At 36.8% G+C, this 21,867-nt stretch carries 19 protein-coding genes; 3 read left to right on the top strand and 16 right to left on the bottom strand.

Annotated features, from left to right (window positions below):
* Positions 1-7 precede the first annotated feature (7 nt).
* Both I6F42_RS15390 and I6F42_RS15385 read left to right on the top strand, forming a co-directional pair.
* A complete protein-coding gene (locus tag I6F42_RS15390; protein ID WP_197152710.1) occupies positions 8-1,009 on the top strand; it encodes an ABC transporter ATP-binding protein in 1,002 nt (333 codons plus the stop codon).
* A gap of 249 nt (positions 1,010-1,258) precedes the next feature.
* A complete protein-coding gene (locus I6F42_RS15385) occupies positions 1,259-2,218 on the top strand; it encodes a sugar-binding transcriptional regulator (RefSeq protein ID WP_002960874.1) in 960 nt (319 codons plus the stop codon).
* Between the two features lie 420 nt (positions 2,219-2,638).
* Here I6F42_RS15385 and I6F42_RS15380 read toward each other — a convergent pair whose 3' ends face one another.
* The 14 genes from I6F42_RS15380 to I6F42_RS15315 form a co-directional block, all read right to left on the bottom strand.
* A complete protein-coding gene (locus tag I6F42_RS15380; RefSeq protein ID WP_010552800.1) occupies positions 2,639-3,463 on the bottom strand; it encodes an alpha/beta fold hydrolase in 825 nt (274 codons plus the stop codon).
* Positions 3,464-3,909: 446 nt separating this feature from the next.
* Positions 3,910-4,335, bottom strand: coding sequence for a response regulator (locus tag I6F42_RS15375; protein ID WP_010552799.1), 426 nt, complete (start codon positions 4,333-4,335; stop codon positions 3,910-3,912).
* 37 nt (positions 4,336-4,372) lie between these two features.
* Entirely contained in the window at positions 4,373-7,252 is a 2,880-nt protein-coding gene (locus tag I6F42_RS15370; RefSeq protein ID WP_197152708.1) for a hybrid sensor histidine kinase/response regulator, read from the bottom strand.
* Positions 7,249-8,415, bottom strand: coding sequence for a hypothetical protein (locus tag I6F42_RS15365; RefSeq protein WP_165726040.1), 1,167 nt, complete (start codon positions 8,413-8,415; stop codon positions 7,249-7,251). Before I6F42_RS15365 ends, I6F42_RS15370 begins: the two co-directional genes overlap by 4 nt.
* A 9-nt stretch (positions 8,416-8,424) precedes the next feature.
* Positions 8,425-9,240 carry a type II secretion system F family protein gene (locus I6F42_RS15360; protein WP_197152707.1) on the bottom strand — a complete coding sequence of 272 codons (816 nt, stop codon included), beginning with the start codon at positions 9,238-9,240 and terminating at the stop codon, positions 8,425-8,427.
* Positions 9,237-10,112, bottom strand: a complete 876-nt coding sequence (locus I6F42_RS15355) for a type II secretion system F family protein (RefSeq protein ID WP_121955001.1) — start codon at positions 10,110-10,112, stop codon at positions 9,237-9,239. Before I6F42_RS15355 ends, I6F42_RS15360 begins: the two co-directional genes overlap by 4 nt.
* Positions 10,105-11,403 carry a CpaF family protein gene (locus I6F42_RS15350; protein WP_010552794.1) on the bottom strand — a complete coding sequence of 433 codons (1,299 nt, stop codon included), beginning with the start codon at positions 11,401-11,403 and terminating at the stop codon, positions 10,105-10,107. The genes I6F42_RS15355 and I6F42_RS15350 overlap by 8 nt, the downstream gene beginning before the upstream one ends.
* 6 nt (positions 11,404-11,409) lie before the next feature.
* Positions 11,410-12,177: a hypothetical protein gene (locus tag I6F42_RS15345; protein ID WP_007586678.1), complete on the bottom strand. Its 768-nt coding sequence runs from the start codon at positions 12,175-12,177 to the stop codon at positions 11,410-11,412.
* A 97-nt stretch (positions 12,178-12,274) separates the two neighbouring features.
* Complete coding sequence (locus I6F42_RS15340) at positions 12,275-12,664, bottom strand: hypothetical protein (RefSeq protein WP_010552792.1); 390 nt, start codon at positions 12,662-12,664, stop codon at positions 12,275-12,277.
* 376 nt (positions 12,665-13,040) lie between these two features.
* The gene (locus I6F42_RS15335; protein ID WP_165726045.1) at positions 13,041-13,718 is read right to left on the bottom strand and encodes a lipopolysaccharide assembly protein LapB; all 678 of its coding nucleotides are present in this window, start codon (positions 13,716-13,718) and stop codon (positions 13,041-13,043) included.
* Positions 13,715-15,634, bottom strand: a complete 1,920-nt coding sequence (locus I6F42_RS15330; protein WP_024609061.1) for a pilus assembly protein N-terminal domain-containing protein — start codon at positions 15,632-15,634, stop codon at positions 13,715-13,717. The genes I6F42_RS15335 and I6F42_RS15330 overlap by 4 nt, the downstream gene beginning before the upstream one ends.
* 213 nt (positions 15,635-15,847) lie before the next feature.
* Entirely contained in the window at positions 15,848-16,420 is a 573-nt protein-coding gene (locus I6F42_RS15325) for a tRNA-(ms[2]io[6]A)-hydroxylase (protein WP_007586685.1), read from the bottom strand.
* A 47-nt stretch (positions 16,421-16,467) separates the two neighbouring features.
* Positions 16,468-17,100, bottom strand: a complete 633-nt coding sequence (locus I6F42_RS15320; RefSeq protein WP_101216675.1) for a sulfotransferase — start codon at positions 17,098-17,100, stop codon at positions 16,468-16,470.
* A gap of 14 nt (positions 17,101-17,114) precedes the next feature.
* Positions 17,115-17,486 (bottom strand): MAPEG family protein, encoded by a 372-nt coding sequence (locus tag I6F42_RS15315; protein ID WP_007586689.1) that lies wholly within the window; start codon positions 17,484-17,486, stop codon positions 17,115-17,117.
* A gap of 153 nt (positions 17,487-17,639) precedes the next feature.
* Between I6F42_RS15315 and I6F42_RS15310 the strand changes: the two genes are divergently transcribed.
* Positions 17,640-18,986, top strand: a complete 1,347-nt coding sequence (locus tag I6F42_RS15310) for a DUF2254 domain-containing protein (protein ID WP_165728638.1) — start codon at positions 17,640-17,642, stop codon at positions 18,984-18,986.
* 180 nt (positions 18,987-19,166) lie between these two features.
* On the opposite strand, the gene I6F42_RS15305 is transcribed toward I6F42_RS15310, so the two are convergent.
* Positions 19,167-19,892, bottom strand: coding sequence for an SIMPL domain-containing protein (locus tag I6F42_RS15305; RefSeq protein ID WP_007586691.1), 726 nt, complete (start codon positions 19,890-19,892; stop codon positions 19,167-19,169).
* Between the two features lie 153 nt (positions 19,893-20,045).
* On the bottom strand, positions 20,046-21,740 hold the full coding sequence (locus I6F42_RS15300; protein WP_197103534.1) for an NAD-dependent malic enzyme: 1,695 nt from the start codon (positions 21,738-21,740) through the stop codon (positions 20,046-20,048).
* Between the last annotated feature and the right edge of the window lie 127 nt (positions 21,741-21,867).

Here is a 21,867-nt window from a genome sequence, read left to right as displayed (position 1 = left end):
AATACACATGGGCAGCATCACACTAAAACAAGTAACTAAAAACTTTGATGAAGTAAACGTAATTAAACCACTCGATCTAGAAATAAAAGATGGTGAGTTCATTGTTTTTGTAGGTCCGTCGGGCTGTGGTAAATCAACATTATTACGTATGATTGCAGGGCTTGAAGATACCACCAGTGGCAATATAGAAATAGATGGCGTAGATGCAACTAAAACACCGCCAGCAAAAAGAGGCTTAGCAATGGTGTTTCAATCCTATGCGTTATATCCGCATATGACTGTACGCAACAATATTGCTTTTCCTTTAAAAAGAGCCAAGGTTAGCCCTGCAGAAATTGAAAGTAAAATTGCTAACGCCGCTAAAATACTTAATTTGACCGATTATTTAGACCGAAAGCCTGGGCAATTGTCGGGCGGTCAGCGCCAGCGTGTAGCGATAGGGCGCGCAATTGTACGTCAGCCTTCGGCATTTTTATTTGACGAACCACTTTCAAATCTTGATGCGTCACTACGTGTAAATATGCGTTTAGAAATATCTGAATTACATAAAAGTTTAGCTACAACAATGATTTATGTTACACACGATCAGGTTGAAGCCATGACAATGGCAGATAGAATCGCGGTATTTAATGCCGGTATTATTGAACAAGTAGGCACACCTCTAGAGCTTTATAAAAACCCTGTAAACAAATTTGTAGCTGGTTTTATAGGTTCGCCAAAAATGAATTTTATAGATGCTCCACAAAATGAAGATGCGAATGTTAGCTGTATTGGTATACGACCAGAGCATATAACACTCTCTACTGAGCAAGGTACTTGGGCTGGAACTGTAGGTGTAATTGAGCATTTAGGATCGGAGAGCTTTTTACATATAAATATTGAAGGCAAAGGTACCGTAACAGTAAAAGCGGATGGTGATTGCCCATTAAAATATGGCGACAGTATTTACCTAAGCGCACCGGCAGATAAAATATTAAAGTTTGATAAAGATGGTTTAACAATACGCTAAAGCCAATTTTTTAATTACCTTAAATAGCACCTTTATAAGGGTGCTATCAACTAAATTCTAATTACATAATCCTATGAAACCTAGGTATTTTTTATTAAGGAATGGTATATTTACAATTATAAATAACAAAAACGTTATTGATAAATAGATATTCCAAAATTAATAAAATAATTTATATAGCAGCACATATAATTAAAATTATGTAATGAAAATAAGGATTTAGTTTTCCTTATATTTTAAGAGGTTTACGTGGTAAAGCTATCAAATACAGAAATTAGAAAGCTAGATGATGCAGCCAGAGCAGGGTGGTTATATTATGTTGGCGGTAACACACAAGATGAAATTGCTAAAAAGCTAAATATATCTCGTCAATCTGCACAAAGAATGGTCGCATTATCTGTGAGCCAAGGATTAATTAAAGTTAGACTTGACCACCCGATTGCTAAATGTATGGATTTGGCCGAAAAATTAAAAAGCCGTTTTGGGTTAGATTCGTGCGAAGTTGTACCGAGCGATCCGTCTGAACCATCGTCTACATTAGGTTTGGCTCAAGCTGGCGCGGCTGAAATAGAACGTCATTTAAAATCAGAACAACCCAAAGTACTTGCTATGGGAACCGGTCGAGTTTTACGTTCATGTGTAGATGAGCTAAGAACTGTTGATTGTCCGCAACATAAAATTGTAGCAATGCTAGGTAATATGGCTTTGGATGGATCGGCTTCACCTTATGATGTTGTAGTAAGAATGGCCGAACACACCAATGCAAAACATTACCCAATGCCATTGCCAGTTTTACCAAGAAGTATTGAAGAAAAAGAACAGTTACATGCACAACAAAATATTACCGGTAATTTAAAACTCGCTAAAGATGCCGATGTAACATTTGTGGGTATTGGTAGCTTAGGTGAAAAGTCGCCATTACATATAGATGGTTTTATTGATGCGCAAGAACTTAAAGAGTTACAAGATCTTGGTGCTGTTGGTGAAATGATTAGTTGGGTGTTTGATAAAAACGGTAAGCTTTTAGATTGCACAGTTAATCAGCGTGTAGCAAGTACGCCATTAAAAACCAATGCTAACAAACAGATTTATGCGATAGCTGCTGGTGAAGAAAAAGTGTTAGCCATTTTGGGCGCAGTAAGGTCAAACATGATCAGTGGATTAATTACTAACGAATATACAGCTGAGCGTTTATTAAGTATTGATTAAACAAATTGATAAATAAAGTATCTGTATTAGTAATACCGGTTATTGTAATAAAATCACTTAATGTCCGATACCGTCTAGTATTGGACATAGCAAGGGTGCTTTTAAGCGCTCTTTCTATATATATATTAACTACCTATAATTTATATTATGTTAAATAGTATAAATAAATACATAACCAAGTTACTCACCTTCATTAATTAACGTATAAACGCGATATTTTGACTATTTAATAAGCATTAACCTACTTATCTTAATAGTCAGTGCCTTACCCATTTACGGTATTAGCTTCTTGAACATATAAAAATACCGCTTGGTTATTAATATAATCAAGCGGTATTACAATGATTGCCTATTCGCTACTTTACCCAATCAAACTTAACGTATTGAAACAAATAGCTTTTTAATAACCCTAGTAATTCACTAGAATGTTTTATCATTCATAAATTCACTAATAAGATCAGACACTTTATCTGGATGTTCATCAATAACCCAATGAGCGGCTTTATCTATCCAAATCAATGATGAATTTGGAATTGCTTCTTCTAACATTGGCGCATACTTTGGCTTTTGAAATTTGTCTTCTTTACCCCATATTATGAGTGTTTCATGAGGTAAGCTTTTAAGATCACCTGTAATAGCTTCGGTATATTCTTTATTGAGCCTGCGCATGTTACTAAATAAAGCTGCTTTTCCTTTTTCATTACTCCATGGTGCTAAGTATATTTTCATCAACTCTTCAGTCATTACGCTCGAGTCGTAAACACCTTTGGGCATGAAATCTCTTAATGTATCCACAAATTCAGCTACAGTTGTTTTTTCTTCTACACCTGGTTCTAGCAAAGGTTCAAATTCTGGTATTGGCCAAGAATCAAAACATACACTATCAATTAAAACCAACCCGTTTACTTTATCTGGATGATTTACAGCCATTAATTGAGCAACACCACCACCAATATCATGTGCAGCAATATTAACTTTAGAAATACCGAGTTCTTCCATAAATTTACACATTATTCTACATTGCGCATTTATAGAAACATCGGTGTTAATTGGCATATCAGATTCACCAAAGTTTAGTAAATCAGGCGCTATTACTCGATGTTGTGATGCAAGTTTTGGCATCACATTTCGCCATAAAAATTTATTGGTTGGTATTCCGTGTATCAATAATAAAGGTGTTCCTTGTCCCATTTCTTGATAAGCAATTTGATGACCTTCTACTGTAACGTACTGTGTCTTGTTCATAATTTTGCCTCTTTAACTTTAAAAATTATAATATTTAGTAAACTATAAAATTAGAATATAGCCTTATAAAGCAAATTCCGTCCCAATATGAGTATTTATTAGTTATTAAAAAATCTTAATGTTTTAAAAGTTAAACCCGTGTGATACGTGGGCTCTAGGCTAAATAAATTTACTGACTTTATAATATGCAGTGTTTAATAATTGTGATTATCAAACCGCTTTAAGAAGTGTGAAATGATGACTCGTATACATGCAACAATTACAAAAGCGTAGTTTGTAATACTTTGAAATAATTATTCTTATTAAAGGATTTTTATAAATTTAAATAAATTAAAGGTTCATATACACAAAAGCACTAATAAACATTAGTGCTTTCAAAAATTATAATTTAACTTTTTAGTAAGCTATAAATAAAAAATAGTTAACTGCCCTACTGTTTCAATTTATCATTCCAAAAAATATCTAATATTTTCTATTAATACACTTTGCTTAACTGGCTTCAATAACAGGCCGTTAAACCCAAGCTTCACATACTTGTTATCACTATTTTCGTTTTCACTAAATGTATGAGCGATAATTTTTGTTGCTGATGCGTCAGCATGCTTTCTTATTTTTAGCATTGCGTCGGTGCCTGTAAATTGCGGCATTACTATATCCATTAAAATAATATCGTAAATATTTTGAGAAACCATAAGTAGCGCCTCTATAGCACTTGATGCGAAATCTATTAAAATATTTTCTTCGTTAAGCATTTTTCTAATTACTATTTCTATTAGCAAGTCATCATCTACTAAAAGCAGTCGTTTAGTTTTATTTATTGGCGTTACTTTAAACTCGATAACTTCAGCCATATTTTCAATAGTGTTTTTCATGTTTTACCTCATTACTGTTCCAGTAATATTCGCTAATTTATAACGATTTATCTTTTAAAATGCGTGTTATTTGATTTATTAATACACCTTGTTTTACTGGTTTTAATAGCATGTCATCAAAGCCCTGGTTAACGTATTTTGAATCTGTATCGGGTGTCGATGTATGCGCAATTATTTTAGTTTTCAAATTGTCACTGTGTTTTTTAATTTTTAACATAGCGTCAGTTCCCGACAATTCTGGCATTACTATGTCCATTAAAATAATGTCGTAACTGTTTTGCGATACCATCAACATCGCTTCTATTGCACTGCGCGCGTAATCTATTTTAATATTCTCATTTTTTAGCATCGCTCTAATTACAATCTCAACAAGAGGATCGTCATCAACCAGTAATAGCGTGTTTTGGTGTTTGTTAGTTACTAAACTAGCTTTTACTAAATCATTATTTGTTAACGAGCTACTTGGTACTTCTTGCTCATTGTCTTTACCTTGTTTGGTTGCTATGTTGACCAACATAGAAAGTGATATCGTTGATTTATTCGCGTTACTACTTACAGTTATCGCTTTACCACCTAACATTTTAAATATTGAAATAAAAAACTTTAACTCTAATGACACGTCTTTATCATCTATAAAGCGCGTTATATCATCACCCGATATACTTTTAAGCTCAGTTATAAAGTTACTACTGTCGATCAAATTACTTAATGAAAAATCGAGGTATAAGTAATTACGTTTACTTTCATTTTTAATCTGAGCGTTAATTGAAAGCGTTGTATTATTTGATGAATCCAAAACCTCAGTCACTAATTGAATAACCAATTGAGAAATTAACTTTTCATCGCTTGCGACCGTTAATTCAGGCGTAATATTATTTTTAAGAGCGATTCTTTTATTTTCAGCCTCTTTAGCTAAAATCGACATGTTATTATTGATCATTTGATTTAGGTTTACGTTTTTGGCCTGAAGCTTTAACTTACCTATTTCCGATTTATTTATATTTACGAGTTGTTGAATTACACTTTCGAGCTGGTCGCATGCATCAGAAATGTTCCCCACATTGTTTTTAAATTCGTTAAAGCTTATTGGATCTTTAGATATTTCAACTAATGACTTTAAAGATGATAAAGGCGTTTTTAACTGACGGCTAAGCCTTGTAACAAATTTTTCTTTTAATTGATTTGTCTGTTTTGATTTTTCGAGAACATCAGCGAGTAAACATTCTTTTTGATGTGCCTCTGTATCATCTCTAAAGTAGCAAACGAAACCATTAAAATCTGTATGTCTTTGTAATACAGTTATCCACTTCCCGTCTGTAAAACCTATATCTATTAATTGGTTACGATCATCATCAAGCTTATGATGTTCATGGTAATGATTTATAATATTATGCTGCTGCGCAATACTTATCAGCTGGCTATACGATAGCTGACTGTTTTGTTTATTCACCTGTGCAAATAAAAGATTAAAAGCATTGTTGGTAATCACAGGAAATTCGTGGCTATTAAAAATAGCAAACCCATGCGGCAATGCATCCAGAGAACTTGAAAAAAGCTCTTCTCTATTGAGTATTAACTGATTTTTTTGTTTTATTTCACTGTGTAAACGCCTTGGCAAACGTAAAAAATAATACACAAACGCGAATACACAAAAAGAGATTAACCCTAATCTAATTAAACTGTATTTAGTTATTTGTGGTCGTACTATTTTATTCATTGGTTGCACATGCAAGCGCCAAGTAGGAGGAAAACGACTGCTTAAAGCGCTAATACTATTTTTAATTATACTCGGGTTTACTTCTCCTTGTTTTCCTAAAGTAAACTGTGGTGTTGCTATAAAAACGTTATAATTTTCAGTGTTTAATTTGCCAATAACGGCTTTTAAAAACTTACTTAAATCAAATGCTGTAAGTGTATAAATAGAGCCTTGTTTTATTTTTATTTCAGAAATTAAGAAGGCCGTATCAGCAACCGTAAATACTTCTACTGCTTGTTTATTCGCTCTTTTATTAAATTTTTCTAACCAGTTTGTAAACCCATACGCGGCTAAATCAAAATTATTTTTTGACCAAAGTGCAAGCTGGTTATACTCAGAATCAAACACAACATACCCTTTGTAAGTTAAATTTTGTGAAACCTGACTCTGCACTAAATTACTAAGCTGCTCTTTTGTATGATTATTTTGGCTTTGTAAAAAGCCTGCAATAACTAAATCTTTTTGAGATATATACAATCCTTGATTATCAAATCGCTCTAATGCATTAAATAACGTTTTACGTAATTGCTGGGTTTGTTGATTGTAATTACTTTGTAGCTCTTTTTTTTCAATAGTATAAAGAAGTAATGCAGTGAATGAGCATAATACTAATGCAATTAAAAATGCGACGGGCGCTAAACTAAATACATGAATATACTTTTCACCATAATTTTTTTTCGCAGGCTTAGTACTTTGATTACTTACTGAATCTGAATTTTTATTTAACTGTGTCTGTAATAATTGAGCAAATGAAATAAACTGATCTTTTTGTGAACCTATTAATGTTTTAGGTGCTAAATCGGCCATCAGCACTACGCCAATTAATTTATTAGTGACACTATAAATTGGATATTGTGCATAAAAACGAATTAATTTGTGCGTGTTGTTTGATACATCATCAAAAAAAGTATCTTCAAATAGATATAGTTTTTCTTGTGTACAGCGTTTTTGATAGCTTAATAACTCATTTTCGACGCTTTCTTTATCGTTGCAGGTTATTAACTGCTTTGAATAAACTTCTCTAAAATCGATAAATTTAACAATTGAAACATCATAAAACTGTTTTAGTAGTGTTAGCGTTTCTTTAATTTCTGTTGATATTTCATCAGTTTGTGTATCTGCTACATTAGCATGTGAGGTAAATATATTTGAGGCGTTCATTGACGTTCTCCTTCCCCTTTTGGGGGAGTATGTATCCACGTTGTACTGTTTTGGCCGCTATGTACTGGCAGTAAAACTTTAAATGGTGGTGTTAAGCTACTAAGTGCAGGTTCGCCTGTGGTGATATTAATTACTTGTTCTGCATTAACTAAATTAAGTGATGTTTTGCAATATGTAATGCCTGGCTCAATCCCTATTAAGCTCAGTGTTTCACTAATAATAAGGTTATTTACTAAATCAATACCGGCGAGGTCAAATGTAGTTTGTAAAATAGTGAAGACGAGTGTCTCTACAATGTTTTCATCTTCTTCTAAGCGTGTCCCTTCTGGGCAGCATATAGTGCCTAGCTCTATATCAACACTTGTTCCAATACCAACTAATGACAGCGCATTAAGGGCTGTATTTAAAAGCGGTTCTACCTGAGGTAAATATAAATCAAGTATGTCACCTTGCGATTCGTACCCCGTTTGGCATGTATCACACGATTGCGATAAACCTTGATCGCTTGTACCTAAAAGTGGATTACCTAAAGCTGTTACCCCAACTAAACAACTGCTGTCGGCCGGCTGCTTATCTATTTCAAAGCTTTCACAAGGTGAGCCTGTTACTACTTTTTGCGATACATAACGAGATAGAATTTGTTCACTATTAGCTGGGCATTGTTGTGGCGTGCTTCTTAATAACTGACCAATAACGGTATTACCTAACTGCCCTATTGCATAATTTGGACCTTGCTGCAGCGCATTTATATAACTTACATTACCGGTATTATTTAACTTGCTAACACCTTGGCTGTCTGTTGCTTCGTCACTTAAGCCCTTTAAACACGGGTTACCTTGGCAATTTGGAGCATCGTAATAAACAGCTTCTCGCGAGGTAAACCTATCGTCTCGTATGCCTATTAATGCCCTGTACGTGTTGTTTGCTCCACGGTCTGTATAAAAAATGAGTGGTGCTTGGTGCTCATCAAAACTTACAGCAATACCGAGTGGTCTATTATTAGCGTCGACTACAGTAATTTGATTATCTACCTTAGTTTGATGGCGCTTAATAAGGGCATCCCTGACTAAAATCACCCCGCCAATTGAGCCAATAATTAAAATAGTTATAATTAATATAAGCTCAATAGTAAGTATGTACCCTTGTTGATAATGCTTTTTCATATCAGGCTCCTATAACACTTCTACAAGCATTTTAAGTACGTTCATTACTTGTAATGCTGCGGGAAAAAACACCAATACCAAAAACATCGGAAAACAAATTAAGATAATGGGAAAGGTTGTGTGCATCGCTTTTTTGTTTACTTTTTTAGCGAGTAAAATGTTCTTTTTTAGAGCTAGGCCTTCAAGTTGAGCCTCTACTGCTTGGATAAGTGGCGTACCAAGTTTTGACCCTATTAACATTAAGTTGGCGAGCTTTTTAATTCCTAATACGCCGGTTCTTTCAAAAAGTGAATTAAATGCAAATTCACGATCTTTACCTGCGCTTAGTTCGAATAAAAATAACTTTAGCTCTTTGTATAATGGGTGTTTTTGACTTAATCCATGATCAACCGCCAGTGCAAATGAGCGCTCTAGTGAAAATCCAGCGCGCATGTAAACCAGTAAAACCCGTAAAAAAAACTCTAAACTATTATTAATAGTGGTTTGACGTTGATTTTTACGTAATAAAAACCAGCATTCGGGTGCAAAAAAACACATAAAACACAGTAATAATTTAATCGATTGGCTCAGCTCATAACCTGTTAGTTCTATAACCGTAAATACACTAAAAGTAGCAGCCACTTTGAAGCAGTACAGGCTTATTAATATTTTATTAATTTGAATTCCTGCTTGTCTTAATTGACGTTTAGAGATGATGATTAGCGGATACCAATTAATGTTTTTAGTATCGGGTTTATCTAATTCAACTTTAAGAGATTGCCTATGAATATGGATAAATGACCCCATACTTACTAAAAGTCCGATAAGTAAAAGTATATCAATCATAATGTTACCCTTAAGCTAAGGCGTAGCCATAAAAAACCAAATAGCTGACAAAGAAGCGCAACCGTTATAAATGCAATCCCATTAGGGTCGTTTAATAATGGTTCAAACCAGGTTGGATCGGTATAGCTGAATAAAGGAATTAGTGCGTAAGGTAAAAAACCACTAAATACAGCAGCGTATTTAGTGCCCGAAAGCTTAGCTTTTAGCTGTTGGCGGTCGAGGGTCCGAAGCGACATCATGTTGCATACGCTTTTTAGCATATCGGTTAAATCACACTGGCTTTGTGTATGTGTAATGATGCTATGAGCAAACAATCTTACGGTTTCGCAGTTGTATCTTTCAATTAAAGGGGCAAACGACGTTTCGGCATCACTACCCATGCTCATGCGTTGTATTAGTAAGGTGCTTTGTTTTTTTATATATGGGTCTGCATGTTCATCAGCAAACTGCATTGATTGCTGTAGCGATAGCCCAGTGCTTAAACACGATTGTACGGTTTCAATAAATTCTAAAAAATGATGCTCAAATTTTGCTAATTTATAATGAGCCAAGTCAATCACAGTTATAAAACAGGTTACAAAAACCACGATTGAAATAATAAACGCGCTGGTTGATGCCTCTGGATAATATAATTTAGCTAAAAACCATGAGCTACTAGAGAGCGAACACGCCATGCTTATAAACCAAGCGTTACTTATGTTTAAGCCTAGCACTCGTAGTGACAAAGTAAGTACGTCTTTTTCTTCTAAAATATCTACTTTTTTAGCGCTCTGGTTGCTTTTATTTTTAGCATACAAAGAAACCAACACACTAGCTGCAAGTACAAAGGTTATAACCGCCGCTATAGCTAATAAATAATCAAGTTTAGTCATTGTTAGCCTCCGGGTTATTGTGCAGTAATGCTTTTAATTCTTGTGCATTTGCGCCTTGGCCTTTCATAAACTCAATAACACTTGAGTTATCTATTAACTCACTTTGTACTGGCTCTGCTTCGTTAATACTATAAAGCGGGCTAAAATGTGCGCCGCCATTAACACGCTTAATTTCACCAATACTTTTTAGAGTTCGGGTGCCATTAGTTGAGCGAGAAACATGCACAATAAGTTGAATACTCGACGCGATTAGCGAACTTGTATGGGTATCGCTCAGTTGTGCATTGTGTAACTGCACTAAGGTAGATAAACGAATAACGGCATCATTTGCGCTGTTAGCATGTATGGTCGTCATCGAACCTTGGTGACCACAGTTCATTGCTTGGAGCATATCGATTACCTCGCCTGAGCGTACCTCTCCAACAATTATTCTATCTGCGCGCATTCTAAGGGCTGCTTTTACTAAATCTCTTAGGCTAACTGCACCTTTACCATCGCTGTTTGTGTCGTGGGCTTCTAATTGCACAACGTGGTTGTGATGCAAATTAAGTTCAGCGCTTTCTTCAATGGTTACAACACGTTCATTTGGATTAATTGAGTTGGCAAGTACGTTCAATAATGACGTTTTACCAGCCCCGGCATTGCCACACACTAAAATATTAACGCCTGTTTTAACTGCACTTTTTAAAAATGATAAGATGTTTTTATCTAAAAAATGGTTATTAACTAAAAAGTCATCGTTTATTTTTTTATGGTTAAACTTACGAATAGACACAATAGCTGCGCTGGTACACGCAGGCGGTACAATAATATGAACACGGCTACCATCTTTTAGTTTGCCATCAACAATTGGCATAAGCGCATTGACTTGTCGGCCACAACCATCAAGTAAGCGATCAACAAATCGGCGTAAATGGCGTTCGTCATCAAACTTACTGGCTGTGCAAAGTAGTTTGCCTTGTTTATCAATCCAAATATCTTGCGTGTCGTTTATTAAAATATCACTTACCTGATCGTCCAGCATAAACTGTGCAATAGGTCCCAGGCCTTGAATTTCATCAAATACAGCCTGAACAACCTGCTCTTGTTGATGTTGGTTAAATGAAGATTGATTAAATTGTGGAATTTCACTGCACAAAGCAGAGATTTTTTCGAGAACATTACTTGATAAAAGCGCGGTTGGCTCTTGTTCGTACTCTTCGATAACGGCATCGTGCAATAGCTTTTTAAGCTCTTCAAAGGTACTTAAACTGGTTTGAACTTCTTCATGTTTGCTTGATAAATTAAACATAAAAACTCACTTAGCTACATATACAGCTTCATTTTTAACGCCTTTAACCACTTCGATTGTGCGACTGGTTTGTAAGCGTGAAAAGTTTTGCAAACGACCCTGTTCAATGTCATAAGCGCTATGCACAATAATTGAAACTTTGTCGGCGTTATCTATACCCGCCAACGAATAAACATCTTTTGGAAGTACCGCAAGGACTAATGAAACACCGCCCGCAGCAGAATTAGACTCTTTAGCTAAATTATCCATTACGCCACTTTTAGCGGCTTGCGATTTAGGACCTTTTGAAACACCAATAAGCTGTACATCACGGGCAACTGTTCTTACTAAGCGATTAGTTTTAGCGACTATGTCGAGTCGGTCACCTTTGTGTATGCGCGAAAGCGGAATATCTAAGGTGTTTAGTTTTAAAGTATATAAAACACGCCCTGCCGGTATGGCTTCTGATAAATTTTGGCTTTTCGCTCTAATAAAATCGGTGTCGAACAAGGGTTGTTCAACCATTTTGTTAGTTGCTAATTTTTGACCAATTAATGCACGTGGGTTTTGAACGCTCAGTGCAATATTTGAATAGTTACTTGGATCTATACTTTTTTGCTCTACATCGTGAACGGTTACTGTTTGACCGGCTGACATATTTTTGTTTACTACCCAGGCTGTTACGCTATTTTCATCGTTTACCTGTCTAATGCCCAAAGCCGAAGCTAACATGCCAGAGGTGATGAGTAATGTGAGAGCCGCAGTGGTTGCGCCTTTGTTACTTTTACTTTTCATAATATTCCTCCAGAGTAACTTTCACTGCCACACTTTTGTGGCAGTGAGCCTTAAGCTTGGTATTCAAACCTGGTTGCCTTATATTGGGTACCTTGCGTTAGTTACCTTGTGAACCGCCTGCTGCTGTACGTGTTGCAGCATCGCCGCTTGGTGTTGCATTAACAAGTGCGGCACTTTCACTAAAGTCTGATGCAACAAAAGTGAATGAACTGCCATCGCCTGCGTACACATCAACTGAATCCACAAACCCAGAGCCAGACACTTCAGCTGTGCCTTCGGCGTTAATCATGCCGTCAAATACATAGCTTTGGTCAAGTGAGCCAATTGCTTCAGCTACATCTTCAAGTTCACTGGTTACCGAGTCACGTAATGTAGATAAACCAATTACAAGTGCTGCTACCATTGAAGTAGAAAGAATGATTAGCTCTGACGTTAGTACAAAACCTTTTTGCTTTTTGCTATTTAAGTTATGTTTAATAGTTTTCATAATCGTAGCCTTTAAATTAGAAGAGCTTATGCTCACTTTACATATTGCGAGGACCATGCCAGCTATAAATAACCATTAAATACAGTTGGTTATGTTTTTAATGGTTATTGTTTATTAGATGTTTTCATTTTTGATTTGCAAAATGCAAATCAATATTAAAAAATAATTTTTAGATACTTAATGCTAGGTTTACGTTATTGAAAGTATTATTAAAACTGATGGATAGTGTAAGGAGTAAATATTAAAAGCAATCTTGTGAGGTTACGTATAAAACGTAGGATGAGCGTAAGCTTTACTCCTATTTTTGATAAATAATAAAGTGGTTTTGGCTCCTAAATAATGCCAAATTTTAGGTATAAAAAAAGGCCCGAAGGCCTTAAGAATAACAATTACCTAAAACGGAGAGTTTACCGCGCCTAGCAAGTGCTTTTTTATGCGTGGGTTCTGCACGTAAAACTTGCTCATAGTAGCCACAGGCCAATAAATTATTGGTATTCGCTTCTTCAATTAACCCTTTATGGTAAAAATAGGCGGTGCTATTTAAACCAAACTTAACCGAAAGCTCTAAGTAGTTTGAAGCTATAACGTAACTGCCCTGAGCATAATGTATAGAGGCCATTTGCAGGTATGGTGAAGCATGTGTACCAAAAACATCGACGCCGTATTGAGCAATACTTTTTGCTTTAGCTAAATTACCTTGCTCTATTGCTAACGTAACCCCTAAAGTAATTGCATTTAATGGTGGATTAGCTTTATTCAGTAATGTGTTTATAACCTGTTGAGATTGATTAGCACGGCCACTTTTATAAAGTACATATGCCGATATCGACAGTATTGCCGTGTTATCGGGGTGTTCAAGCATTAACTGATTCACCTCATGCACTAGGTTTAAACAGTTACTTGCATTTATACCTTCACACTTTAATGGTTGGGCATTTAATTGGTATTTTTTAACGATGTCACCCAGCGCGTTGTAAGGATTTACTGTTGGCTTGTAATCAATATGAGCGCAACCCGATAAAGTAAGCAGTAAAATAATATAAAATATTCTCATAGCCCTTGCTCCTGTATATAGCTAAGTACTTGGGTGTCGATATTTGCCTGTTCCCACGAACGTAAGGTATTAATTGGCTCACGCACCAGGTTTGGAGTAACAACAATAATTAGCTCGCGGTTGTTTTCACTTTTACTGGTTGTTTCGCTTAACTTTCCTAGCATGCTATTGCCGTTGCCATCAGGTACAAAGTCGTGGCTTGCGTTGTTATCGGTGCTAATTAAGCCACCAATAATAAGAGGTTGTCCGTCTTTTAAACGTGTTGATGTTTGCATGCTGCGTGTATTAAATGCACTGCTATTTAAACTGCTGCCTGTACTCTGTGCAATTTCGGCGGTTAACGTGGTATCGGGTAATGAAATTACTGGGTTTAGATCAAGTGTTATTCTATCTTTGTCGTCAACCATGGCGCGTACATTTAATTCAACTCCGAATGATTTAAATTCTGTACCGCTAAACACCGACCCACTACTACCTTGCTGACCGCTTGTAATTCCAGATGGGCTATAACTTGTAGGTACAGGTACTTCACCACCGACTTTAAACACGGCACTTTCACCGGCTAAAACCGTGATTGTAGGGCGAGAAAGCGTTCGAGAAATACCTTCTTGTTCAAGTAATGAAAATAACATATCAATAGCAAACTGTGAGGTAGAAAGCTGTAAGTTATTAGTTAATTGACCGCCAATTAATTGCAGCGCATTTTCTATTGTTGCAGAGCCAGATTCACGATTAGTCATACCGTCACGGCCAAATAAACCCGCTTCTTTTTCATATCCATTAGAGAGCACGCTAATATCTGGGCGCCATTGCTTTAACCTACGTTGATTTACTTCGTATAGCTGCACCGATACACGCACTTGCGGTAAATCTTCAACTTCAATACTTGATAAAACTTTACCGCCAGCCACTGACAGCAACGTTGCTCTTGCAATATTAGAACTCACATTGCTTAAATTTAATCCTGAGGTAGCATCATTTATTAAACCGCCTGACTCGTTGGCAAGTACTTCAATACCTGAGCTTTTATCCTGCGTTGCGCCGCCCATTAAATTATTAGGATCAAGAGGAGAACCCTGAGTTTGTAATGCTTGCTCTGGTTCGAATAACTTATTAATTGTATTTAATAAGCGCACTAGCTCTATCTGATTTTTTACAGAGCCGGAAAGTAAAAACACATCGTTGTCGTCATTTGATAACTCATCAACCGAGATGCGCTTAATGGTCACTTTATCTGCGCCCATTGATTTAATCACCTCGCTAATACGCTCTTCTTTTGGCTTGGGTGCTTGAGTTACTTTTATTAAATTAATAATAGCGACTTTACTCGAGTTTTGAGAGCTGCCGCCGTTTGCGTTACCCAAGCCTTGCAAGCGTTGAGCAAGTGAATTAAACATACCTTGGTTAGGATTTGAGGTGATAACGGGTTGTGATGCTTGTGAGCTACTGGCATAAAGGTAGTTTTTTGCAGCTTCATAAGCGGCATGACGATAATTTATAGTAGGTACTTCACCACGTAATACAACAGCATGGCGATCAGGCGCTATGGTTAGCTGTACGTCAGGATGGATGTCGTTTAAGGCATTTTCTAGTACGCTGTAGTCTTCGGTTACGCCAAGTAAAAATGTTTCAGAGCTTTTATCGTCGTACCACACCATCATAGATGTACGGCCCAACTTTTTAGCTAAAATTAGTAGCTCACGGCCATTTACCACGTTCACATCAAGTGTTGTTTCGTGGCCAAGTGCAATACGAGAAATATCACGGGTAAACACAAAGCGAGTATGCGTCCATTTAACTAAGTGCGATACTTTTTGTACCCGCTCACCATTTGCATTTTCTATATAATCTAAATGACTTTCACTGCCCATAGCGGTAAAAGATATTAGTAATAGTATAAAAATAAATTTTAACATAAGCCTTTCCCTCAATTTGCTTACTGTATAGGTAGCAAGTATGAGACCAAGGGTTTTTGTATTTATAATCAGTGGATTAAGATGTATAAACGTGTTTTTTATTATTTTGATTCGCAAATTGCAAATCAACAATTCATGAAGAGGTTAACAAAGAAATAAGAGCAGAGGTGTGTGGCGCAAAGCGAGTGAAAGTACGCTTTACGCTAGTTTTAATTAATGCAAAGCGGCTGTAAACGGGATGCTTTCACAGATTTTAGCTTCAGCTATAAGCAGCTCTTCTAGACGAACATCAACTTCTTCTTTTTCAAAGTATTCGTAAGCGAGTTCTACAAATAGGTTTTTATGTTTTTCTTCTGACTTAGCAATAGCAACATAAAAATCTTTTTCTTTACCCTCAGGAAGTGCTTGTGCAACTAAAGAAAAACGCTCGTGGCCACGTGCTTCAATTACACCGCCAACCAGTAATCGGTCCATTAAAAAACCATCACGACCATGTCTAAACAGTGCACGTATTTGTTTTATGTACGGGTCTTTTTTGTCGTCACCTAAGTTTACATCTCGCTCTAAAAGCAATTTAAGTACTTGTTTAAAGTGTATTAATTCTTCTAGCGCTAAGTCGGTCATAGCTTTTACTAATTTACGTTTGTCTGGATAATGCGAAAGCATAGACATAGCCATACCCGATGCTTTTTTTTCTGCAGCGGCGTGATCTTGTAAAAAAGTATTAAAGTCAGCAAGGACAACTTCGGTCCATTCAAATGGGGTGTGGTATTTTAATTCAAACATTTTCTGTACAACTTAAATAATAATGCGGGGATTTTAACGTATTTGATTTAAAAAATCTTGTAAGGCAGTAATTTATCTATCCGTCCTTTAGCCGTAGATTCAACTTTTAACGGGTGTTTAATATCGTTCCACGCGGTAACTTTGCCGCCCATATTCATTTTTTCAAAATCAGTTTTATCACTTTTTAACGCTAAAAAATTGCATAGCTTTTTATAGCTATCAGGCTTTGCTATATCAATGGATAAAAAATCGTTGTCGCGGTTATTAAAGTACGTTTGAGCATCATTAAAATGTTTTTTATAACAGTCTGCTAAGTAACTATCGTCGCTAATATTATTAAGCGAAAGCTCACTAAACGTATTTAAATAACAACGTTTTATATGAATATTAAAGCCCCCGTCTGCACGGGTTAAATTAGTGTGCATACGCGTTAAAAGCTGTTTTATTGATACAAGCCATGCACCAAGTTCGCGCTCTAAATAAATAAACTTAGAGTCTGGGTAATGAATATCAAGCGCTTTAAAGTCATTAAATATGGGAGTGTCGGCAATCGCGTTAGCATTTTCAAAACAAGCATTAGTATACGCGGTATGCGCCGTTGTAATACCAAGCTCTAAAAATGCGTGGCACACACTAGTAGTGCCGGTACGTGGTAAACCTATTATAAATATTTTGCTCATTAACTTTTCTTTAATTATCCGCGTGTCACTAGCAATACAAAGGCGCTAACAATAATCACTAAAAATGTAGTAATGGTACCAATTTGGCGATATTTCAGGCTTTTTTCTACTATGCCTAAATTTTGAAACACACGGCCTATTAATAACGCACCACCTAATATATGACAGTAATGGCTAGCAAGCCCTTGGTACTCTGCCAAAAAAAGTAAAATTAAAGCAATTGGAACGTACTCCATAAAGTTAGCGTGGGCACGCACAGCACGTTGTAGCGTTGCGTTACCATTATCACCAAGTGATATCTGCTCCGCGCGGCGCACTTTTATTACGTTAAAGCTCAAATAAATGTAAAAGAATGCAAGTAATGCAGCATAAGTTGAAATGATCACGGCGTTTTCCTGTTATTTTTATCGCATAAGCATGCGCTTTATTATTGTGGGCGTGATAATAACATATAAATTTGAGCAGCATTATCAGAAGTTTAATAAATGCCTATGCTAAGCTAAGGGTATTAAGTAAGTAGAAAAATACATAAGGATTTTATGTTTGTACCTCGCAAAGTAGCCGACAGTTACCGTGAAATGATTAACAGTATTGGCTTTTACCCTTCTATGCTTTCAGTGGGCTTTTTAGTATTTGCCATTATAACTATGTCGGTTGAATATTTAGCCCCTATTGAGCAGCTGAAATCGTTTATATCAGTTGTACTTGTTGATAGCGCAGAAAACGCGCGTACTATTTTAAGCACTTTAGCGGGGAGTATTATTTCGCTTACCGTGTTTAGTTTTTCGATGGTAATGGTGGTTTTAAATTCGGCCAGTGCGAGTTTATCGCCCCGCGTAGTGCCTGGGCTTATTACGCGTAAATCACACCAAATGGTTTTGGGCTTTTATTTAGGCAGCATAATTTACTCAATTATTATGCTTATAAACATTAATAAACTTGAAGGTGGCAGTACGGCTATTCCTTCAATTGGTGTGCTGTTTGCACTTGTTTTTGGCTTGATTTCATTAGGTTTATTTGTATTTTTTATACATTCAATCTCTCGCGCCATTCAGGTTGATAACGTATTAAATGGCTTGTTTAGCCAAACTAAAAACGAAATTAAAACAATAATACTAAGACAACAAGAGAACCCAGTTGAAGACTTTCCAGACTTTAGCAAGTGGCATTCGGTTAGCAGTAAAACGGAAGGGTATTATAAAGGCGTACATACCGATAAGCTGTGTGCCATTTTGGCAGAGCAAGATATAAAGGTGTATATCTCTGTTAATCAAGGCTATTTTACAGTTAAAGGTTACCCGTTTTTAAAATGTAATAAAGATATAGCAAACGATGAAGAGTTGATAAATAAAATTCTCGACTGCTTTATTTTTTATATAGAAGAGTACATTAGCGATCATTACCGTTATGGGTTAACGCAAATATCCGAAATTGCGGTTAAGGCAATGAGCCCGGGTATCAACGATCCCGGTACTGCGGTTAAATCAATTGATATGCTGAGTATTTTACTTATCCAAAGGCTGTCAATTAACGATATTAACTACTCGTTTAAGCACAGTGATAATGCCCCATTGTTGTACCTTCATGAAACAAGCTTTGATGAGTTATTACACGACAACTTTACACCGCTACGTAATTACGCCAAAGGCGATGCATACGTAATGACAAACGTGCTTGAGGCATTTAAAAACATTTTGTTTGTTGCCCATAAAGATACCGATGCACGCAACAGTTTATTTAATTATTTAAATGCAATTGTTGATGACATAAATGAGCATGTAACTAATGAATACGACAGACGCGAAGTGACTAATATGCTCAACTCAATAGCGCGTATCAGCCAAGAGCAAGGTGAGAAGTTGGTGGCACGTTTTGAGCACCACTAGGGCGTGTTGAATTATTTGGATTGAAATTTGTTCAATCTAGGGGCGATTAAATCGCGGCGCGAGGTTTGTAACCTAGTGGGCTAAGTAAAAACCGAGCAAAGCTTCCGCGTCCTGCTCACGCCCCTTACCTACATCCTGTAGGCAACAAAGAGTTAATCGTCCCTAGGAAGAACCTATATTTTAATCTATGTAGTACACAGCATAGCTTGAGGCAGTAACTTTAATCTCTCCAGCATGGTAGGCATCAGGTACATAGTTACTTGGTGCGCTATCAGCCATCATTACTTTTTCTGCACGCATGTACGGCTGCGACTGCACATTGAGTGGACTTAGTGACGCGCTATATAATCCTTTTAAATCAACGCCATAATCTTCACTAAACTCTTTTGCTGCATCCCGTGCATCTTTAATTGCTAACTTTTGCGCTTTTTTATGCAGCTCGTTGTAGTTACTTGCTAAAAATTGAGTTTGATTAATTTCGTTAATACCGTTGTTAACTAAGCTTTGTAGTAACTCAGGGTATTTATTTATATCGCTAAGCTTTACAGTTAATGTACGAGAAACCTTAAAGCCTTTAAATTCTTGATTACCGGTAGTGCGGTTGTATTGGCTATCACGGTTTATTGAGATTTGCCCGGCGTTTATATCTCCCTCTTTAACACCAATTTCTTTTACGAGCTTAATTGCTTTAGCGATGGTTAAGTCGGTTTTATTTTTAGCAGCAATTAAGTCTTTATCAACTTCGGTAATACCTACGCTAAGCTGTACGTAATCTGGCATTGTGGTAAGAGTCGCTTCGCCCTTAACATAAATATGAGGAGCATCGGGAGTCGCTGCCGCAAGTGCATCAAAACTAAGTACGTTTAAAGCCAGTGCACTACCTAAAACAAGAGTCAGTGTTTTCATTAAGTCGATCCTTTAATTATGTAAAAGCAAGTAAACACCGTACGCGGTTAATTAAATATGAACAAGCACAAAAAAACAGGCAATTGCCTGTTTTTTATTAAGTGTTGTTACTGCGCTACAACACTGTTTACTTTTAATTACGTATAAACGTTATTAAACACTACAACGTTTATAGTTACGGTATTTTGGTAACCAGTAATTTTTGTCGATTGCTGCCCATAACGCATCATCAGTAATCTCAAGAGCAACGCCCTCCTCGATTGCTTTTTTAGCAATGGCAAATGCAATACGCTTACTTAGCGTTTCAATTTCAGTCAAGGCTGGTAATAAACTACCTTTACCCGTATTGGCTCGCGGCGACGACTCTGCAAGCATTTCGCTAGACACACTTAACATAGCATCTGTAATGCGTGTCGCTTTAGCGGCAATAACCCCTAAACCAATACCCGGGAAAATATAACTGTTGTTACATTGTGGGATTGGGAACGTTTCGCCATTGTGTTCAACCGGATCAAACGGGCTACCTGTTGCAACAAGCGCTTTACCGTCAGTCCACTTAATCACATCAGCAGGATGCGCTTCTACCTGCTTAGATGGATTACTCAATGGGAAAATAATTGGCTGTTCACAACCGGCGTGCATTGCACGAATAGCTTGCTCAGTAAACAAACCAGGTTGGCCTGAAACACCAATTAAAATGTCTGGTTGTGCACAGTGCATAACATCAAGAAGTGATGCGTATTCACCGCTGTAAGTCCAATCACTTAACGAGCCTTGCGGTTGTGCAAGTGCTTGTTGGAAATCGCGTAAGCCTTCCATACCCTCTGAAAGTAGGCCAAAACGGTCAACCATAAATACTTGGCTACGCGCTTGAGCTTCTGTAATACCTTCAAAAACCATTTGGCTAATAATTTGCTCAGCAATACCACAACCAGCAGAACCTGCACCCACAAAAACTACTTTTTGTTGGCTTAGGGTTGAATTTTTAACACGACACGCAGCAAGTAAAGAACCGACCGTTACAGCCGCAGTACCTTGAATGTCATCGTTAAAGCTACAAATTTCATTGCGGTAGCGCTTAAGTAACGGCATTGCATTTGGCTGTGCAAAATCTTCAAACTGAAGTAATACATTTGGCCAGCGACGTTTAACCGCTTTAATGAATAAATCTAAAAACTCATCGTATTCGTCTTGAGCAATACGCTTATGGCGTGCACCCATGTACATAGGATCGTTTAAAAGCTTTTCGTTATTAGTACCCACATCAAGCATTACAGGCAATGTGTATGCTGGGCTTATACCACCACACGCAGTGTAAAGTGACAATTTACCAATTGGGATACCCATGCCACCAATACCCTGATCGCCTAGGCCTAAAATACGCTCGCCATCGGTTACAACAATAACTTTTACTTTACCTTTGGTAGCGTTGCGTAAAATGTCGTCAATTTGGTAACGATCTTCATACGAAATAAATAAGCCACGTGCGCTGCGATAAATGTCTGAGAATTTTTCACAAGCATCCCCAACTGTAGGCGTGTAAATGATTGGCATCATTTCTTCAAGGTGGTCACGCACTAAACGGTAGTAAAGTGTTTCGTTGTTATCTTGAATCGCACGTAAGTAAATATGTTTATTAAGGTTGTCGGTAAAGCTAGAATACTGCTGATAACAACGCTCAACTTGCTCTTCTATTGTTTCAAAGCGAGGAGGAAGTAAACCAGCAAGATTGAAATTTTCGCGTTCTTTTTTACTAAAGGCGCTGCCTTTATTTAATAGCGGTGTTTCAATTAGGCCAGGGCCAGAATGATGAATATATAAGTAGTTAGGATCAGTATTAGTTGTCATATTTCCAGGCTTTAACGGAGTCTTAAGTTATGATCTGTCATTATCAGTGTTAAAGGTTTAATTGCAACGACAATTAAGCTAGTCAGACCATTGAGAGAAAATACATGCGGGCTTCACTGCCCACATG

It is taken from the genome of Pseudoalteromonas sp. SWYJZ12, assembly GCF_015864395.1.
Lineage (GTDB): Bacteria > Pseudomonadota > Gammaproteobacteria > Enterobacterales > Alteromonadaceae > Pseudoalteromonas > Pseudoalteromonas arctica.
The sequence above is the reverse complement of the archived record's forward strand: the minus strand, read 5'-3'. Positions and strand labels throughout refer to the sequence as shown.

Bases quoted from the DNA above. Each gene is read 5' to 3' on its own strand.
- I6F42_RS15390 (WP_197152710.1), top strand. From the start codon at position 8: ATGGGCAGCATCACACTAAAACAAGTAACTAAAAACTTTGATGAAGTA.
- I6F42_RS15380 (WP_010552800.1), bottom strand. From the start codon at position 3,463: ATGAACAAGACACAGTACGTTACAGTAGAAGGTCATCAAATTGCTTAT.
- I6F42_RS15375 (WP_010552799.1), bottom strand. From the start codon at position 4,335: ATGAAAAACACTATTGAAAATATGGCTGAAGTTATCGAGTTTAAAGTA.
- I6F42_RS15370 (WP_197152708.1), bottom strand. From the start codon at position 7,252: ATGAACGCCTCAAATATATTTACCTCACATGCTAATGTAGCAGATACA.
- I6F42_RS15365 (WP_165726040.1), bottom strand. From the start codon at position 8,415: ATGAAAAAGCATTATCAACAAGGGTACATACTTACTATTGAGCTTATA.
- I6F42_RS15360 (WP_197152707.1), bottom strand. From the start codon at position 9,240: ATGATTGATATACTTTTACTTATCGGACTTTTAGTAAGTATGGGGTCA.
- I6F42_RS15355 (WP_121955001.1), bottom strand. From the start codon at position 10,112: ATGACTAAACTTGATTATTTATTAGCTATAGCGGCGGTTATAACCTTT.
- I6F42_RS15350 (WP_010552794.1), bottom strand. From the start codon at position 11,403: ATGTTTAATTTATCAAGCAAACATGAAGAAGTTCAAACCAGTTTAAGT.
- I6F42_RS15345 (WP_007586678.1), bottom strand. From the start codon at position 12,177: ATGAAAAGTAAAAGTAACAAAGGCGCAACCACTGCGGCTCTCACATTA.
- I6F42_RS15340 (WP_010552792.1), bottom strand. From the start codon at position 12,664: ATGAAAACTATTAAACATAACTTAAATAGCAAAAAGCAAAAAGGTTTT.
- I6F42_RS15335 (WP_165726045.1), bottom strand. From the start codon at position 13,718: ATGAGAATATTTTATATTATTTTACTGCTTACTTTATCGGGTTGCGCT.
- I6F42_RS15330 (WP_024609061.1), bottom strand. From the start codon at position 15,634: ATGTTAAAATTTATTTTTATACTATTACTAATATCTTTTACCGCTATG.
- I6F42_RS15325 (WP_007586685.1), bottom strand. From the start codon at position 16,420: ATGTTTGAATTAAAATACCACACCCCATTTGAATGGACCGAAGTTGTC.
- I6F42_RS15320 (WP_101216675.1), bottom strand. From the start codon at position 17,100: ATGAGCAAAATATTTATAATAGGTTTACCACGTACCGGCACTACTAGT.
- I6F42_RS15310 (WP_165728638.1), top strand. From the start codon at position 17,640: ATGTTTGTACCTCGCAAAGTAGCCGACAGTTACCGTGAAATGATTAAC.
- I6F42_RS15305 (WP_007586691.1), bottom strand. From the start codon at position 19,892: ATGAAAACACTGACTCTTGTTTTAGGTAGTGCACTGGCTTTAAACGTA.
- I6F42_RS15300 (WP_197103534.1), bottom strand. From the start codon at position 21,740: ATGACAACTAATACTGATCCTAACTACTTATATATTCATCATTCTGGC.